Annotated in this window: 16 protein-coding genes; 9 read left to right on the top strand and 7 right to left on the bottom strand. The window is 69.8% G+C overall.

Features of this window, described 5'->3' with window-relative positions:
• Positions 1 to 176: 176 nt before the first annotated feature.
• Entirely contained in the window at positions 177 to 725 is a 549-nt protein-coding gene (locus NO930_RS03170) for a DedA family protein (RefSeq protein WP_256402465.1), read from the top strand.
• 26 nt (positions 726 to 751) lie between these two features.
• On the opposite strand, the gene NO930_RS03165 is transcribed toward NO930_RS03170, so the two are convergent.
• Positions 752 to 1,675, bottom strand: coding sequence for a class 1 fructose-bisphosphatase (locus NO930_RS03165; protein ID WP_256402463.1), 924 nt, complete (start codon positions 1,673 to 1,675; stop codon positions 752 to 754).
• Between the two features lie 3 nt (positions 1,676 to 1,678).
• On the bottom strand, positions 1,679 to 2,482 hold the full coding sequence (locus tag NO930_RS03160) for a class I fructose-bisphosphate aldolase (RefSeq protein ID WP_137783922.1): 804 nt from the start codon (positions 2,480 to 2,482) through the stop codon (positions 1,679 to 1,681).
• 403 nt (positions 2,483 to 2,885) lie between these two features.
• Between NO930_RS03160 and NO930_RS03155 the strand changes: the two genes are divergently transcribed.
• The 4 genes from NO930_RS03155 to NO930_RS03140 all read left to right on the top strand — a co-directional run bounded on the left by NO930_RS03155 (position 2,886) and on the right by NO930_RS03140 (position 6,911).
• On the top strand, positions 2,886 to 3,827 hold the full coding sequence (locus NO930_RS03155) for a UbiA family prenyltransferase (protein ID WP_137783923.1): 942 nt from the start codon (positions 2,886 to 2,888) through the stop codon (positions 3,825 to 3,827).
• Positions 3,828 to 3,922: 95 nt separating this feature from the next.
• A complete protein-coding gene (locus NO930_RS03150) occupies positions 3,923 to 5,611 on the top strand; it encodes a histidine kinase N-terminal 7TM domain-containing protein (RefSeq protein ID WP_256402462.1) in 1,689 nt (562 codons plus the stop codon).
• Between the two features lie 63 nt (positions 5,612 to 5,674).
• Positions 5,675 to 6,532 (top strand): 3-hydroxyacyl-CoA dehydrogenase family protein, encoded by an 858-nt coding sequence (locus NO930_RS03145; RefSeq protein ID WP_256402461.1) that lies wholly within the window; start codon positions 5,675 to 5,677, stop codon positions 6,530 to 6,532.
• Between the two features lie 118 nt (positions 6,533 to 6,650).
• Entirely contained in the window at positions 6,651 to 6,911 is a 261-nt protein-coding gene (locus NO930_RS03140; RefSeq protein WP_137784076.1) for a PRC-barrel domain containing protein, read from the top strand.
• Between the two features lie 72 nt (positions 6,912 to 6,983).
• On the opposite strand, the gene NO930_RS03135 is transcribed toward NO930_RS03140, so the two are convergent.
• From NO930_RS03135 to NO930_RS03120, 4 genes are all read right to left on the bottom strand, one after another.
• Positions 6,984 to 7,655, bottom strand: coding sequence for a phosphate ABC transporter permease (locus NO930_RS03135; RefSeq protein WP_256402460.1), 672 nt, complete (start codon positions 7,653 to 7,655; stop codon positions 6,984 to 6,986).
• A gap of 133 nt (positions 7,656 to 7,788) precedes the next feature.
• A complete protein-coding gene (locus NO930_RS03130; protein WP_137784799.1) occupies positions 7,789 to 8,067 on the bottom strand; it encodes a zinc ribbon domain-containing protein in 279 nt (92 codons plus the stop codon).
• Positions 8,068 to 8,101: 34 nt separating this feature from the next.
• A complete protein-coding gene (locus NO930_RS03125) occupies positions 8,102 to 9,415 on the bottom strand; it encodes an MFS transporter (RefSeq protein ID WP_256402459.1) in 1,314 nt (437 codons plus the stop codon).
• 126 nt (positions 9,416 to 9,541) lie between these two features.
• Positions 9,542 to 11,326 carry a PAS domain-containing protein gene (locus NO930_RS03120; RefSeq protein ID WP_256402458.1) on the bottom strand — a complete coding sequence of 595 codons (1,785 nt, stop codon included), beginning with the start codon at positions 11,324 to 11,326 and terminating at the stop codon, positions 9,542 to 9,544.
• A 157-nt stretch (positions 11,327 to 11,483) separates the two neighbouring features.
• On the opposite strand from NO930_RS03120, the gene NO930_RS03115 reads away from it, so the two are divergent.
• The 4 genes from NO930_RS03115 to NO930_RS03100 all read left to right on the top strand — a co-directional run bounded on the left by NO930_RS03115 (position 11,484) and on the right by NO930_RS03100 (position 15,124).
• Positions 11,484 to 12,905: a DNA polymerase Y family protein gene (locus NO930_RS03115; protein ID WP_256402457.1), complete on the top strand. Its 1,422-nt coding sequence runs from the start codon at positions 11,484 to 11,486 to the stop codon at positions 12,903 to 12,905.
• A 64-nt stretch (positions 12,906 to 12,969) separates the two neighbouring features.
• Positions 12,970 to 13,413 carry a hypothetical protein gene (locus NO930_RS03110; RefSeq protein ID WP_256402456.1) on the top strand — a complete coding sequence of 148 codons (444 nt, stop codon included), beginning with the start codon at positions 12,970 to 12,972 and terminating at the stop codon, positions 13,411 to 13,413.
• 22 nt (positions 13,414 to 13,435) lie between these two features.
• Positions 13,436 to 14,032 (top strand): NUDIX hydrolase, encoded by a 597-nt coding sequence (locus NO930_RS03105; RefSeq protein ID WP_256402455.1) that lies wholly within the window; start codon positions 13,436 to 13,438, stop codon positions 14,030 to 14,032.
• A gap of 135 nt (positions 14,033 to 14,167) precedes the next feature.
• Positions 14,168 to 15,124, top strand: coding sequence for a CPBP family glutamic-type intramembrane protease (locus NO930_RS03100; RefSeq protein ID WP_256402454.1), 957 nt, complete (start codon positions 14,168 to 14,170; stop codon positions 15,122 to 15,124).
• Between the two features lie 112 nt (positions 15,125 to 15,236).
• Here the strand turns inward: NO930_RS03100 and sod are convergent, their stop codons facing one another.
• The gene (gene sod, locus NO930_RS03095; protein ID WP_256402453.1) at positions 15,237 to 15,836 is read right to left on the bottom strand and encodes a superoxide dismutase; all 600 of its coding nucleotides are present in this window, start codon (positions 15,834 to 15,836) and stop codon (positions 15,237 to 15,239) included.
• Between the last annotated feature and the right edge of the window lie 4 nt (positions 15,837 to 15,840).

Here is a 15,840-nt window from a genome sequence, read left to right as displayed (position 1 = left end):
GTGACATCGCGGTCGGGACGAACATATATCCGCGGTAGCGGCCCCGGACCCGCTCGCTGCTCACGGCCCCCCGTGTGCGGGATCAGATCGGATCAGATGAGTCGAGTCCATAGCGCGGTGGCCACAGATAGCAGTTCTCACGATGTCTCTATACGTGGTGACCACGGAGAAGAGGCGTGTTCGGCTCTCACGCCGCGACTGCGCTCGCCCTCGTCGACAGCTACGGGGCCGTCGCGGTCTTCGCCGTGTTCGCGCTGGAGGGCGCGCTCGTCGGCAAGGTGCTCCCGGCGCGGACGCTGTTCGTCGCGTCCGTCGTCGCCGTCGGCGTCGAGGCCGTCGCGGTCGTGCCGGTGTTCGCCGCGGCGGTTATCGGTGCGACCGTCGGCCAATCCGTCGTGTTCGCGGCCGTCCGCCGATACGACGCCGACCCCGCGTCGCTTCCGCTCGTTTCGCTCGGCGACGACACGCTCGACGGGGCGGGCCGCTGGCTCGACCGGTGGGGACTACCGGCGGTGGCGGCCTCGAACGCGGTCCCCGGGACGCGAGGGTGGTTCGCCGTCCCCACCGCGAACGCCTCGTCGGTCTCCGCTCCGCGGTTCGCCGCGGCGTCGCTGGTCGGTTCCGCCGTGTATGCGGGAGCGCTTCTGGCGGTCGGGATCGCGGTCTCGCTCGGGATCGGAAGCGCCGCCGACCTCGTCGGTGTCGGGTGGATCGGCGCGGTGTAGCGGCCGGGGCGGCGTCTGCGGGCGGGTCAGTCCGAGAGCGCGGCGTCCAGACGCTCGATAAGCGCCTCGTTGCCGACGTACAGCGGAACGCGGTCGTGGAGCCCCTCGGGCTCGACGTCGAGGACGTCGATCCTGCCGTCGGAGGCCGCGCCGCCCGCGCGTTCGACGATGTAAGCGATCGGGTTCGCCTCGAACTGAAGCCGGAGCTTCCCGTCCGGCGCGTCGACGAGGGCGGGGTACGCGAACACGCCGCCGTAAGTGAGCACCTGATTCACGTCGCCGACCATCGCCCCGCCGTAGCGCAGCTTCAGCTCGTCTTCTATCTCGCGGGCGTAGGCAGTGAAGTCGTCGGGCCAGTCGGGCACGCGACCGCCGAAGCCGTAGACGGTGGGGTCGGCGGGGAGCCGCAGGTCGTCCTCGACGACCGTGCGGGTGACCCCGCTGTCGGCGGCGTCGTTTCCGTCGGCGTCCGATTCGACCACCTCCTCGCGCACGCCCGACTCGTCGGCGATAACCATCGTCGTGATCGGGCCGTAGAGCACGTAGCCGGCGGCGACGAGGTCGCGCCCGGTCGCGGGCAGCGGGGCGTCGTAGACCCCGACGACGGTCCCCATGGCGTTGTTCGACCGGAGGTTCGAGGAGCCGTCGAGCGGGTCGATCGCGACCGCGTACGCGCCGTCACCGACCGAGCCGCCGGCGTCGACGGCGGTCTCGCGCTCCTCGCTGACGAACGAGCCGACGCCGTCGACCGCGGTGATCGCCTCGCCGAGCAGCTCGTCGGCGTACAGGTCGCCGGCCATCACGGTCTCGCCGGAGGCGTTCTCGGTGCCGCTCTCGACGCGGCGGCCGGGGAGCGCGGCGCGGATCTCGGGAGCGATGGCCGCGACCGCGTCGAACACCGCGTCGACGACCGATTCAGCGCCGCCCTCGGCGTCGCGAGCGTCGTCCATCGGTCACGCTCCCGCGTCGGTCTCGGAGAGCGCCTCCTCCGTGGACGCGCCCTCGAAGACGACGAGTTCTAACGCGTCGAGGATCGCCGTCGGATTGTCGCGCTGGAACACGTTCCGCCCCACCGCGAGGCCGGACGCGCCCGCGTTCATCGCGGACTCGACCGTGCGGAGGAACGACTCGTCGTTCGTCTTCGAGCCGCCGGACATGACGACGTCCGTTCGTCCCGACATCCTGACCGTCTCGGCCATCGCGTCCGGCGAGCCCGGGTACTTCACCTTCGCGATGTCAGCGCCGAGCTCGTGAGCGATCCGGGCGGAGTACGCGATCGTCCTGTCGTCGGTCTCGTTTCGGACGCCCTGTCCGCGGGGGTACGCCCACATGACGACGCCCATGTCGTGTTCGCGTGCCCCCTCGTGGACCTCGCGGAACTCCTCTGCCATGCCGATCTCGTTGTTCGAGCCGCCGTAGAGCGTGAACCCGACGGCGTCGGCTCCGAGTTCGGCGGCGTACTCGGGCGAACAGTTGACGGGCGTGTCCGGCTCTCCCATCCAGAGGTTCGAGGTGCCGTTCATCTTCAACAGCAGCGATACCGCGTCCTCGTAGTCCGAGTAGTACGCCTCCGCGAGCCCCTTTTGCACGGCGATCGCGGTGACCGCGTCGTGGGTCGCCAGCTCGAACACCCGCTCCGGGTCGGCGGTGTCGGGATTCGGGTCGAAGTCGACCGGGCCGTGTTCGAGCCCGTGGTCGTACGCGAGGATAAGCGATTTCCCGTCTCGTGAGATGGTGTCGGCGGCGGTTGGAAGCATCACCCGTAGTTCCAGTCACATTACCAAAAAGGCCTATGGTCGATTCGAACCGTCGGGGGACGAAACGAGCGGTAACAAGGCTCGAACACCGCCCAACCAGCAGCGGCCGCGATCAACAACTACCGGGGTAGTAAATAAACACGGAACGTGAAACATTCGTGATGTGACTGCGATCGCGGCGCTCCCCGGTGCCATCGCGCTGGCCGCGGCGGGCACTCGCCGTGGTGGCGGTCCCCGCGACGGCGGGCCGGGGGATCCGGAGCGACGGGGATCGCGAAACGGCCGACAAGCGGCGCGTTCAGTGTTTCCGCAGCCGAACCGACCCACCCATTGAGGAATTCGGGGTCACACGTTCGACACGGCGGCCCTCCGGGGCGTCCGGTGAGTGGTCGCCGTCGAACCCATGGCTAGCAAAACGAACGATCCGGCGGCGCACGCGGACGACATCGTCTCGCGGCGCGGCGAGGTGTCCGCGTCGCTCGCGCACGCCTGTTCCCGGATCAAAGACGTTCTGACGTACAGTTCCGCCTACCTAGTGTTCATCGCGATGGTCGAGGTGTTGACCGTTCACGTGGTGTTGTCGCTGCCGCTGAGTCCGGCCCCCGTCGTCGTCGGCCTCGTCACCTTCTCCGTGTACGCCGGCGACAGGATCGCCGACGCCGAGGGCGACGCGCTCTCGACGCCGGAGCGGAGCGCGTTCGTGACGCGCCACCGCGAAGCGCTATCCCTTCTCACGGCCGGTGCCTACGGAGTCGCAATCGCGCTCGCGATCACCGGCGGCCCGGTCGCGCTCGCGATCACCCTCCTTCCCGGAGGGTTCTGGATCCTCTACGCCTCCGACTGGTTCCCGACGCTCGGGCGGCGGTTCAAACGGCTGAAACAGGTGCTCGTGGTGAACTCGGCGATGGTCGCCTCGGCGTGGGCGATCGCGGTCGTCGGCCTCCCGCTGGCGTTCGCCGAGGCCGCGATCACGCCGCTTTCCGGGGTCGTGTTCGTCTACTTCCTCGTCGACACGTTCGTTAACACGGAGATCCCGAACGTGCGAGACGTGGAGGCCGACGCCGCAGACGGCGTCTCGACGCTCCCCGTCGTCTTCGGGATCCGACGGACGCGACACGCACTGTACGGGCTGGACCTGTTCCTCGTCGCGTTCGTCGTCCTGACGCTCGCGTTCGGTCCCCTCACGGTCGCGCTCGCGGGAGCGATCCTCGTCGGGCTCGGCTACGCGCTCGTCCTCGCGTGGTTCGTCGGTCGGACGAACGCGCCCGGACGGCTCGCCATCGCCGGCGAGTCGAAACACCTCGTGGTGTTCGCGCTGCTCCTCGTCTCGACGGCCGGACTCTAAGCGAGAGACCGAAGGGCCACTTCGAGGCCCCGAATCCGCTTTTTTGCTGCCGCTCGCCGGGTGATTCATATACTCCGGTACCGTGTGTTCCGCACGTGCTCCCCCCAACGACGGTCGTCGTCCCGCTCCTGTTCGGCTCGGTGGCCATCGGGAGCGGTGCCGCGATCCTCGCGTGGCGGGAACGGCCGAACCCCGGCGCGACCCCCCTCGTGTGGCTGCTCGGCGGGCAGTCCGTGTGGGCGACGTGTATCATCTTCAGCCTCTCCGCCGAGTCGGTCAGCGGGACGCTGACGTGGACGAAACTCGGCTGGATCGGCGTCATGATCGTCCCCGTCGCGTGGATCTTGTTCGCGCTGGAGTACACGGGCCGGGACCAGTACATCACGCGGCGAAACGTCGCGCTGTTGTCCGTCGTTCCGGTCCTCACGGTGTGTCTCGCCGTTACCGAACAGTACCACGGGCTCCTCTACGTCCGTGCCGCGGGCGTCACCGCGGACGGCGCGGTCGTCGCCGAACAGGGAGGTGTCTGGTACGGCGTCGCAGCGGCGTACACCTACCTGCTCGGCGTGCTCGGGATCGTCCCGATACTCGGGCTGGTGTCGAGCCGCGCGACCGCCTTCCGCGGGCAGAGCGCCGCGTTGCTCGTCGGAATCACGACCCCGTGGGCCACGAACGTCCTCTATAACGCCGGCGCGCTCCCCTCCGCGGGCATCGACCCGACGCCGATCGCGTTCGCGGTCTCCGGCGTCGCGTATCTCGGCGCTATCAGGCGGTTCCGAATGTTCGGAGCCAACCCGGCCCCGACGTGGCGCGCCAAGGAGTTCCTGTTCGACCACATCCACGAGGGCGCGATCGTCGTCGACGGTCACGACACGATAGTCGAGATCAACCAGACGGGTGCCGCGATCCTCGGCGTCGACGCGGACCGCGCGCTGGGCGCGTCCGCGTCCGAGCTGCTCCCGGTGAGCGGGCCGATACAGGCCGACGGCGGCCGCGACTTCCTGACCGTCGGAACCGAGTCGACGTCTCAGTCGTACGACGTGACCATGACCGAACTCACCGATCGCCGCGACCACACGCTCGGATACGTGTTCACCCTCCACAACGTCACGCGCTACCTCCAGCAACAACAGCGGCTGAAGGTGCTCAACCGAGTGCTCAGACACAACATCCGGACCGAAGCGAACATCATCCAGGGGTACGCCGAGCGCACCGCGGACGAGACGGCAAAGACGATCAAGCGGCGGACCATGCGGATCGTCGAACTCAGCGAGAAGGGTCGGGACGCGATCGACCTGTTCGAGGACGCCGTCGGCGAGTGGAACCAGTCGTCGCTCGATTCGCTCGTCGGGGACTGTCTCGCCGGTGCCCGCGACGCGTTCCCCGACGTCGCCTTCGAACTGGACCGTCCAACCGAGGACGCACCGGTACCCGACGGCGCTGCGGTCGTGGTGAACAACCTGATCGAGAACGCCGCGGTGCACAACGTCGGCTCGGACCGGCGCGTGAGCGTCTCCGCGTGGGTCGAGGGCGATCAGGCCGTGGTGCAGATCACCGACAACGGACCGGGCATCGACGAGTACGAGTTGGACATCCTCGACTCGGGAACCGAGACACCCCTCCGCCACGGGAGCGGGCTCGGGCTTTGGCTCGTGAAGTGGGGGACGGAGACGATCGGCGGTTCGGTCGACTTCGAGCCCGCCGAACCGACCGGGACGATCGCCACGGTCACCGTCCCGCTGAGCGGTTCTGACGGGCGAACGCCCGCGCCGCGAGACGGGTGACTGCGCGTCTTCACAGCCGCCCGTCCCGCAACGCTTACCTCGCAGAGTGAGGCAGTGAATCGCATGCGCACGCTCTCGGAGATCGAGGTCGTCGGCGTCGTCGGCGCTGGCACGATGGGCAGCGGGATCGCACAGGTCGCGGCGACGGCCGGCTACGAGGTCGCGATGCGAGACGTCGAGACCGAGTACGTCGAGCGGGGGCTCGAAAGCGTCGACGACAGTCTGTCGCGGCTCGACGCGAAGGGCGCACTCGACGAGGAGCCGGCCGCGATCCGCGACCGTATCGCCGGGACGACGGACCTCGCCGACCTCGCTGGCGCCGATCTCGTGATCGAGGCCGCGGTCGAGGACCTCGACGTGAAACGCGAGATATTCGCGGACCTCGGGGGCGTGACCGACGACGACGTGGCGCTCGCGACGAACACCTCGACGCTCTCTATCACGGCCATCGCGAGCGCGACCGACCGCGCGAGCGACGTGGTCGGACTCCACTTCATGAACCCCGTTCCGGTCATGGAGGGCGTGGAGGTCGTGGTCGGCGAACGCACCGATCCGGCCGTCGCCGAGTTCGCGCACGCGTTCGCCGAGGACCTGGGCAAGACGACCTGGGAGTCCGACGACAAGCCCGGCTTCGTCACGAACCGCATCCTGATGCCGTGGATAAACGAAGGCGTCCGCGCGTACGACGAGGGAGTCGCCGAGAAGCGGGACATCGACCGCGGGATGAAACTCGGGACGAACGCCCCGATGGGGCCGCTCGAACTGGCCGACCACATCGGCCTCGACGTGGTGCTCGACGCTAGCGAGACGCTGCACGACGAGCTCGGCGACCGCTACCAGCCGGCGTACCTCCTGAAGCGCAAGGTCGCCGCCGGCGAGCTCGGGAAGAAATCGGGGCGAGGATTCTACGAGTACGAGTGATACGCGACCGCCAAGCGAGACGTAACTACGTGGCCGCGAACTGAGACGCACCGATGGCGATTACCCTGGCGACATGGTCATGATAACAACCCGTGAGGGAGGCGATGGCCCGATCGCAATGGCACGAACACAGCCGACTTCAGCGGACGAAGGCAAGCGAGTCGTCGCGGCGAACAACGAGGCAGTCGGAACGGTGTCGGAGGTGACAGAGGACACGGTGTACGTCGAGTCGGACCCGGCGCTTTCGGAGCAGACCCGATCGAAACTCGGCGGCGTCGACGCGGACGCGACGGAGTTCCCGCTCCACCCGGATCGGATCGAGGAGGTCACCGACGACGAAGTGCGGGTCACAGTCGAGAAACCGGACGAAACGGCCTGATCGGCCGCCCACCCCACCGTCTGAGTTGACATCACGGCGGCGAGCGGTCCCGCGGTCCGTGAGCGCCGCGGGTCAGGTGCGCTCGCTTTCTTCGGTGCCCGCCGTCCACCGCCGCGCGCCGGGCAGGAGCCCGACTAACGTCGTCACGTACCCGAACCTGAACAGCCCGAGCTGTGAGAGCCCGCCGAGGACGAACACGGCGAGGAACGCTGGCGCGGACAGGTCGAACAGCAGCGGCTCGACGGTCGGCCCCGCGGCGGCCGCCTCCAGGCTCGTGGGCGTGATCGACCGGGAGGCGAACGCCGCCCCGATGAACGCCGTCGAGACGACGAGCGTCGTCCGGCTCGCGACGAAGCCGACCAGCGCGCCGACCGCGACGCCGGCCAGCGTCGCGCCGACGAGGAGCAGCGTCCCCTCGATGCCGGCGGCGTCGGCCGCGTAGGTCGGGCCGACCGCGAACCGCCCGGCGAACCCGCCGACGAGCCCGCCGATGGCGACGACCGCGAACGAGAGCCCGGCGTACGCGAGGAAGCCGCCGACCGCAGCACCGACCGCGACGGCCCCGCCGGTCAGGGCGACGCCGTCGACCGCGACGACGCCGAGGAGGCTCGGCGCGGCGACGTAGCCCGCTCCGCCGCCGACGAGGATCCCGGTCAGCGTCACCGCGTACACGGAGACCGCGGCACCGACGAACGCGAGCAACAGCCCGGCGAGGACGAGTCCGGCGGTGAGTGGCGTGATCATGTGCGGACGTGGCCCCCCATCGAACTTAAATTGTCGCGGGACAGCACTGCCGCGGTGGCGTCGGGGGCGCGGAGCCGCCGGTGCCGGAGGCGCATCGCGTCTCGTGAGCCACACGGGCGATCGCGGCGAGGGGTCACCGCGCCCGCCTGCCCGCCTGTCGATCGATGTGACGGGTGTAGCCGCCGACGCCGAGGCCGAAGCCGACAACGATCAGGACGAACCCGAGCATACGCGTCGTTCCCACGGTCATCACCGTCAGGATCACGCCGAACACGAACGCGAACACGCCGGCGACGACGACGCCGACGTCGACGAGCGGAGAGGGCTGGACCGCCTCGCAGTGCGGACAGATCCGCGCGTCGCTCGGGATGGGCTCGCGGCAGTCGACGCAGTAGACGCGGTCGCGGGACACGGGGTGGTGTTGTGGTTGTGGAGGTATTATCTTGTCAGTCCGCGGCCGAGGCGGGGGGCTCGTCGCCCGCGCCCAGCGTCTCGTCGACCTGCGTCACGACGCCGACGAGTGCGACGGCCGCGAGCACCGCGCCGACGGCGAAGGGAACGACGAACCCGAAGCCGACGAGCCAGCCGGACGCGAGCGGCCCGAGCGCGATGCCGAACCCGAAGCCCATCGTGAGCACCGACAGCGTCGTTCCGGACTCGCCCTCTCTCGCGAGGTCGCCCGCGAGCGCGAGCGACGGCGCGAACACGAACGCGACGGCGACGCCCTGGCCGAGCCGAACGAGCGTCATCACGATCGGATCGGTGACGATCCCCTGCAGAAGCGTCGTCGGCGCGAGCAGCACGAAGCCGGCGAGCAGGAACGGCCGCCGACCGATCCGGTCGCTCGCCTGCCCGACCGGCACCTGTAGGAGCACGTTCGCTATCGTGACCGCGCCGAACTGAATCCCGAACCAGACGGGCGCTTGGTCGAGCCGGACGTTCACCTGATTCTGGAGGGTGGCGAACATCGCGATACACAGCCCCATCGCGACGGTCGCCAGCCCGAGCGCGAACACGGGGTCGAGCAGGCGGTCCTCGCCGCGCACCCGGATCGAGAGGTCGTCGCCGGCCTCGCTCGCGTCCGCCGCGTCGCGGACGAGAAGGAACACTAAGACGAAGCTGAGGTACGCTCCGGCGCAGGCCGCGACGAAGGCGGCGTCGAACCCGTCGAGCGTCGGTAGCCCGACCGGCGAGAGGTCGTACGGTCCCCCCTCGACGACGGCCCCGGCGAGCACCGGTCCGAACCCGAAGCCGAGCAGCCGGAACGTGTTGTAGACGCCGAAGTTCCCGCCGCGGTCGCTGTCGCTCGCGGCGTACTCGTTGACGAGCGCCACGGTCGCCGGAATGATGAGCGCCGCGCCGAACCCCTGTGCCGCCCGGAGCACGACGAGGTGCCAGTACGCGTCGGCGACCGTGTACAGCCCGCTCGCAGTCCCGAGAAGCAGGATTCCGGCCAGTACGAACGGCCGTCGGACGCCCATCCGGTCGGAGAGCCGCCCGGTCAACGGCTGTGAGAAGCTGTTGAGAAAGCCGAAAAGCGAGAGGACGATTCCGATGAGAAGCGGCTCGGTCAGCGTCACCGCGACCGGACCGACCCCGACCGCGGAGCCGATCAGCGCGTCGACGTCGATCAGATCGCTGGCGATGTACAGCGGCAACACGACGATGAGAAACGAGTTCCCGGCCGCCCCGACCATCCGCGCGAGTGCCAGCACGATGACACGCCGGTCGGTCGCCGCCGCCCGCGAGAGTAGCCCCATTCACTCGCGGTTCGGGAGGCGAAGCAAAGGCGCTTGTGGACCCCCGAGAATCGATCCGGTTTCGCGGGCCGACGCCAGGGGTGCGGCTTCGCGAACCGGTCGGCTGGGTGGTGGTTCGGGCGACCGTCAGACGGTGTCGACACGGCGCGTCACGCCGCGGATCTCGAACCGAGCGCCGCCGGCGGTGGCGTCCGTCACCGACACGTCCCACCCGTGTGCGGTGGCGATCTCGTGGACGATCGCGAGCCCGAACCCGGTGTTTCCGTCGACGCCGCTCTCGCCCGGTTCGAAGAGGTCGTCTCGGATCTCCTCCGGGACGCCGCGCCCGTCGTCTTCGACGTAGAAGCCGTCCGAGAGGTCCCCGACGCGGATCGTGACCCCGTCGCCGGCGTGTTCGACCGCGTTGCGGATCAGGTTCTCGAACAGGTTCCGAAGCCGGTCGGGGTCGGCGCGTACCTCGCGGTCCGTCTCGATTTGTATCGCGGCCGTGCCGGTGTCGACCGTGTCCCAGCTGTCGGCGGCGACGGCGGCGAGCGAGACGGCCTCCGGGTCGCCGACCGACTCGCCCTCGCGGGCCAGCGTGAGGGTGTGGTCGACGATCGTCTCGATGCGGTCGAGCGCGTCGGCCGTGGCCGCGAGGTGCTCGTCTTCGCCGTCGCGTTCCGCGGCCGCGAGATCGACGCGCCCCTGCGCGACGTTGAGCGGGTTCCGGAGGTCGTGGCTCACGATCCCCGCGAAGGAGTCGAGCCGCTCGTTCTGCCGTTTTAGCGCGGCCTCGCGCTCTTTGAACGCCGTGATGTCCTCCTGGAACCCGACCCACTCCGTGACGCGTCCGTTGTCGTCGCGGATCGGCGCGATGCTGACGCGGTTCCAGAACTCCGTGCCGTCCTTGCGGTAGTTCAGCAGTTCGACGGTCTCGGGCTCGCCGGCGTCGATCGCCCGCCGGAGCCGCGCGACCGACTCCTCGTCCGTGTCGTCGCCCTGCAGGAACCGACAGTTGACGCCGACGGCCTCATCGCGGCCGTACCCGGTCATCTCGACGAACCGGTCGTTGACGTACACCATCGGGTTGTCCGGCAGGTCCGGGTCGGTGATCGTGATCCCGACCGGTGCCTCGTCGAGCGCGCGGGTCTTCGTCTCCAGCTCCTCGCGTCGCTCGTGCTCGTCGGAGACGTCCCGCAGGATGCCGACGCTCCCCTCGAAACAGTCGCCCTCGTACGGGAGCGCGGCCATGTGGTCGCGACACGGGATCGGCTCGCCCTCCTTCGGAACGATGTCGACGCCGAAGTGCTCGACGTCCGGACCGGCGCTCGACAGGACGTTCCCGAGCCGCCGCTCGGCCTCTTCGACCGCTTCCGAGTCCTTGATCAGGTCTGGCGTGCTGCCGATTATCTCCTCCCGGTCGTAGCCGGTGAGCGCCGCGAACGGCTCGTTGACGAACGTGAACACGCCCGTCTCGTCGACGACGTACACCGGGTAGCCGAGCGCGTCGATGACCGTCGAGTAGCGGTCGGCGACCGCCCGCGTCCGGTGTTCCTCGACCGCCTGGTCGACGCGGTTCGCGAGCCGCCGGAGCTGCTCGGGGCCGCCCTTCTGGAAGTAGCCCGTGACGCCGGCGTTGAGCGCCTGACTCGCGATCTCCTCTGACCCCTTCCCAGTGTAGAGCACGAACGGGACTCGGCGGTCGCGCTCGCGGAGCGCGTCGAAGAACGCCAGCCCGTCCATGCCGGGCATGTCGTAGTCGCTGACGACGCAGTCGAACGCTCCCTCGCTCAGCCGGTCGAGCGCCTCGGTCGGGTCCGTGACGCTCGTCACCGCCACCGACGCCAGTTCGCGGTCGAGATACGCCGACGTCAGGTCCAGCACGGACGGGTCGTCGTCGACGTGCAACACGTCGATCTGCTCGGGCATGACCGATCGGTAGTACCGCCGATAATAAACGAATATCGGCCGAAGTATCGGTTCTGGATCCGGGTTCGGGCGGTTCTCGTCCGTCGAGCGCGTTCGCCGCGCGTGGCGGGTGTCGCGTGGCAGATGCTTAAGGACGACGAGCGCGGAGGAGACCTCGATGAGCGGCGGGACGCTCCCCGGAACGGCCGCGGACACCGACGACGCGAGCGACCGCGTCGTCCTGCACGTGGACATGGACTGTTTTTACGCCTCCTGCGAGCGACTGCGCCGCCCGGAACTCGCCGGTGAGCCGGTCGTCGTGGGAATGGGCTACGAAGCGGGCGAGACGATCGGCGCGGTCGCGACCGCGAGCTACGAAGCCCGCGCGTTCGGCGTCGAGAGCGCGATGCCGATCTCCGAGGCGCTAGAGCGGCTCCCCCGGCGCGCCGACGCCGACCCCGACGACCCGGACGCGCCCGACCCCGGGAAGACCGGCCGATATCTCCCCGTCGACCTCGACTTCTACAAGGACGTCGCGAGCGAGGTGAAGGCGGTCGTCCGCGACTGCGCCGACACGCGGCGGGAGGTGAGCATCGACGAGGCGTACCTCGACGTCACCGACCGCACCTCGTGGGCCGTCGCCGGCGGCGGGACCGACGACGACGGCACGCCGCCCCCGAGCGCCGCGGCCGGTCCCGCCGACGCCAGAACGCTCGCGGAGGGGTACGCCCGCCACGTCAAATCGCGGATCGAACGCGAGGCGGGCGTGCCGGCGAGCGTCGGGGTCGCCCCCAACATGTCGGCCGCGAAGGTCGCGAGCGACGCCGACAAGCCCGACGGGCTCGTGGTCGTCCCGCCCGGGTCGGTCGCCGACTTCCTCGCGCCGCTCCCGACCGCCGACGTCCACGGCGTCGGGCCCGTGACGGAGCGGACGCTCGCCGACATGGGGATCGAGACCGCGGGCGACCTCGCCGCCGCCGACCCCGAGCGGCTCGCCGCGGAACTCGGCGACCGCGGCCGAGCGCTGTACCGCCGCGCCCGCGGCGACGACGACCGAGACGTGACGCCGACCGGCCTCCCCAAGAGCCTCTCGCGGGAGTCGTCGCTGCCGGCCACCGCCGACGGCGAGACGAAGCGGGAGACGGTGTCGGCGCTGGCGGCCGACGTGGCCCGCCGCGCCCGGGAACGGGGCTGTCTGTACCGGACTATCGGGATCAAGGTCGTGGAACCGCCGTTCGAGGTGAACACGCGCGCCCGGAGCCTCCCCGGCCCCGTGGACGACCCCGACCTCGTCGAGGAGGTTGCGCTCGACCTCCTCGACGAGTTCGCCGACGTGCGGGTCCGCAAGCTCGGCGTCCGCGTGTCGAAGCTCGACTTCGCGGAAAGCGATCAGGCGACGCTCGCCGGGTTCGATGCGGCCGATCGGTCCGGCGGCGAAACGGAGTCGTTCGGTTCCCGGTCAACCGATGGGGTCGATGGGAACAAGCTCACGGACTGGGTCGGCGCAGAGCCGAGCGTCGGGAGCGAGGGACACGACCGGAGCGACGCTCGGCCGCGACGCTCCGGAGACGGACAGGCTTCACTCGACGAGTGGGACTGATACAGACGGTCGCGGAACCGCCCGTCGAACCGACTTTTTTGTGCCGCCGCGGTCATCGCCGAGTGTGTCCTCCCTCCGTACGCTCCTCCTCGGTCCCCCGCGAGATCGCCCGCGTCCCGACCCGCGACTCGCCGCGCCGCCGGCGTGTTTCGCGCTCGTCTTCGTCGCCTACGCGGTCGGCGCGTTCGAGATCGGGGGCGGCGTCGTGTTCCTCGCGGGACACGCGGCCGCCGTCGGCGTCCTCGCGGCCGCGGGGCTCGCGGTTCGCCGGGGTGGCCTGATCGCCGCGTGGGCGACCGTCTACGCCGCCCTGCTCGGCTACAGTGCGAACCACTACCTCCTCGGTCTCCCCGGACGACCGCTCGCGGAGCGGCTCGTCGCCCTGTTCGACCTCGACGGGCTGGTCTACCTCGGCGTGCAGGCACTCGTGTTGGGGACGCTCGCGTGGGTGATCGGGGCCGGTGCGGCGCTTTCGATCCAGCGGCTCCGCGAGCGTGCGGCTATTTAGCCCCGAGCGTCGATCCCGATCCATGGACGAGTCCGCCGCCGACCTCTCGTGGGAGACGCTCGACACCGACATCGACTACCGCTGTCCCGGCTTCGACGTGCGCCGCGACGAGGTGCGGTTCCCGGACGGCGAGACCGACGGCTTCCACTACGTCGACGAGCCGCCGGCGGTCGTGGTCCTGCCTTTTACCCCCGACGGTGACGTGGTCGTGATAGACGAGTGGCGGCAGGCGGTCGGGCGGGTGAACCGCGGGCTCCCCGCGGGGACGATCGAACCCGGGGATGCGGAGGGCCCCGGGGACGCCGGAGATCCCGACGGCGACGCCGCCGACCTCGAAGCCGCCGCGGCCCGCGAACTCGCCGAGGAGACCGGCTACGAGGCCGCCGAGTTCGAGCGGCTGACGACGGTCGAGCCGACGAACGGGATGGCGAACGCGGTCCACCACCACTTCCTCGCGACGGGCTGTGAGCCGACCGCCGACCGCGACCTCGATCACAACGAGTCGATCACGGTCGAGACGGTCCCCTACGACGACCTCCTCGCGGCCGTCGTCGACGACGGGATCCGCGACGGACGCGCCGTGACCGCCGTGTTGTGGTACGAGCTGACCCGGCGGTGAGCTAGGGAGAACGAGCGACGAGGAGGCGATCGGCGGAGAGACGCGCGATGGACGACGTGCAGTTCACCCTCGCCGCGGACGCGGGACGCCGTATCGACGAACAGGCCTATGCGTGACCGGTTCCTACCGCGGGTAATGACCGATCCCTCCAGCGGCGATCCGAACGGCTCGCCCGCGAGCGCGCCGGACGGCGGGTCCCCGACCGACGGCGGGCCACCTGCGGACGGCGGTTCACCGACCGAGGCCTCCGTTTCGACTGACGCGACCGCGCCGACCGACCGCGCCGCTCCGGCCGATGACGGCCCACCGATCGGCGGCGACTCTCTCCCGAGGACGGTCGGCTCGGCGGTCGGCGTGGGCGTGCTCGGCGTCCTCGCGTACGTCGCCGTCTCGCTCGTCTTCGCGCAGGTCGGCCAGCTGGTCGGCGGCTTCTCGCTCGGCGTCTCGCTCGCGCTCTCGCTCGTCGTGGGACAGTACGTCGCGTTCGTCGGGACCGGCCTCGCGTACCTGCGGCTCCGCGGCTTCGATCGGGCGCGGATCGTCGCGTACCTCGGGATCGAGCGCCCGAGTCTCCTCGGGCTCGTGATCGCCGTCGTCGGGGCGGTGGCGACGTTCGCGGTCGCGCTGACGCTGTCGGCTGTCGTGGCGAGTTCGGGCGTCGAGCCCGCACAGAACCAGGGCGCGGCGGTGGCGATGCAGAACCCGGCTATCATCCCCGCCATCGTCCTCGCGATGTTCCTCGTCGTCGGCCCCTGCGAGGAGTTCCTCTTCCGCGGCGTGGTCCAGAGCCGCCTGCGCGAGTCGCTGCCGGCGGCCCCCGCCATCGTCGTCGCGAGCGCGGTGTTCGCCCCCGCACACGTGATCTCGCTGTCCGGCGGCGGCGCGTCGGGCGTGGCGATCGCGATCGGCCTCCTGGTGTTCCCGAGCCTCCTGTTCGGCGCGGTGTACGAGTACACCGGGAACCTCGTCGTCGTCGCCCTGATGCACGCGCTGTACAACAGCATCCTCCTGTCGCTCCTCTACATCGTGATCGCGTACGGCCCGGAACTGGAGCGCGCGGCCGCCGCCGGGGCGGCGCTGCTGCCGGTCTGAGTGCTGGCGAAAAACTGCACGCACGCGAATCGGTCCGGCGGCGAGAGTCGCCCGGACCGCCCACGGGAGAATACCTGAGTCGCAGCCGTCGGGGGTAGGTGACTCGAACTCGTTACTCGAAGAGTTGGACGGCCTGTTCGTAGCGGGCGGCGGGTTCGTTCCAGTCGACGACTTCGAAGAAGTTGTCGACGAACTCGCCGCGGGCGGGGCCGTAGTCGTGGTAGTAGGAGTGTTCCCACACGTCCAGCGCGAGGATGGGATGACCGCCCCAGATAGCGCCCTGGTCGTGTTTGTCGACCACGACGTTGCGCAGTTGGTTCGAGAACGTGTCGTACACCAGCAGCGCCCAGCCGCTCGCGCCCGAGGCCGCGGCCTCGAACTCGCCTTTCCACGCCTCGTACGAGCCGAAGTCCTCCTCTATTCGGTCCGCGAGCTCGCCCGAGGGCTCGTCGCCGCCCTCGGGGCTCATGTTCTGCCAGAACAGGTCGTGCAGAATGTGGCCCGACGAGTTGTGCGTGACGTTCCGGATCGCGCCGGCAGACGACGAGAAGTCGCCCGCCTCGCGGTTCTCTTCGAGCGTCTCTTCAGCGGCGTTCCACCCGTTCACGTACCCCTGATGATGGGTGTCGTGATGCCATTCGAGCACCTGCTCGGAAATGTGCGGCTCCAGCGCGTCGTAGTCGTACGGCAGCGGATCGAGTTCGTAGCTCATGTCG

Source organism: Halorubrum salinum (genome assembly GCF_024494575.1).
GTDB lineage: Archaea > Halobacteriota > Halobacteria > Halobacteriales > Haloferacaceae > Halorubrum > Halorubrum salinum.
The sequence above is the reverse complement of the archived record's forward strand: the minus strand, read 5'-3'. Positions and strand labels throughout refer to the sequence as shown.

Coding starts and splice junctions, on each gene's coding strand:
- NO930_RS03165 (WP_256402463.1), bottom strand. CDS start 1,675: ATGGACGACGCTCGCGACGCCGAGGGCGGCGCTGAATCGGTCGTCGAC.
- NO930_RS03160 (WP_137783922.1), bottom strand. CDS start 2,482: ATGCTTCCAACCGCCGCCGACACCATCTCACGAGACGGGAAATCGCTT.
- NO930_RS03155 (WP_137783923.1), top strand. CDS start 2,886: ATGGCTAGCAAAACGAACGATCCGGCGGCGCACGCGGACGACATCGTC.
- NO930_RS03145 (WP_256402461.1), top strand. CDS start 5,675: ATGCGCACGCTCTCGGAGATCGAGGTCGTCGGCGTCGTCGGCGCTGGC.
- NO930_RS03140 (WP_137784076.1), top strand. CDS start 6,651: ATGGCACGAACACAGCCGACTTCAGCGGACGAAGGCAAGCGAGTCGTC.
- NO930_RS03135 (WP_256402460.1), bottom strand. CDS start 7,655: ATGATCACGCCACTCACCGCCGGACTCGTCCTCGCCGGGCTGTTGCTC.
- NO930_RS03125 (WP_256402459.1), bottom strand. CDS start 9,415: ATGGGGCTACTCTCGCGGGCGGCGGCGACCGACCGGCGTGTCATCGTG.
- NO930_RS03120 (WP_256402458.1), bottom strand. CDS start 11,326: ATGCCCGAGCAGATCGACGTGTTGCACGTCGACGACGACCCGTCCGTG.
- NO930_RS03115 (WP_256402457.1), top strand. CDS start 11,484: ATGAGCGGCGGGACGCTCCCCGGAACGGCCGCGGACACCGACGACGCG.
- NO930_RS03105 (WP_256402455.1), top strand. CDS start 13,436: ATGGACGAGTCCGCCGCCGACCTCTCGTGGGAGACGCTCGACACCGAC.
- NO930_RS03100 (WP_256402454.1), top strand. CDS start 14,168: ATGACCGATCCCTCCAGCGGCGATCCGAACGGCTCGCCCGCGAGCGCG.
- sod (WP_256402453.1), bottom strand. CDS start 15,836: ATGAGCTACGAACTCGATCCGCTGCCGTACGACTACGACGCGCTGGAG.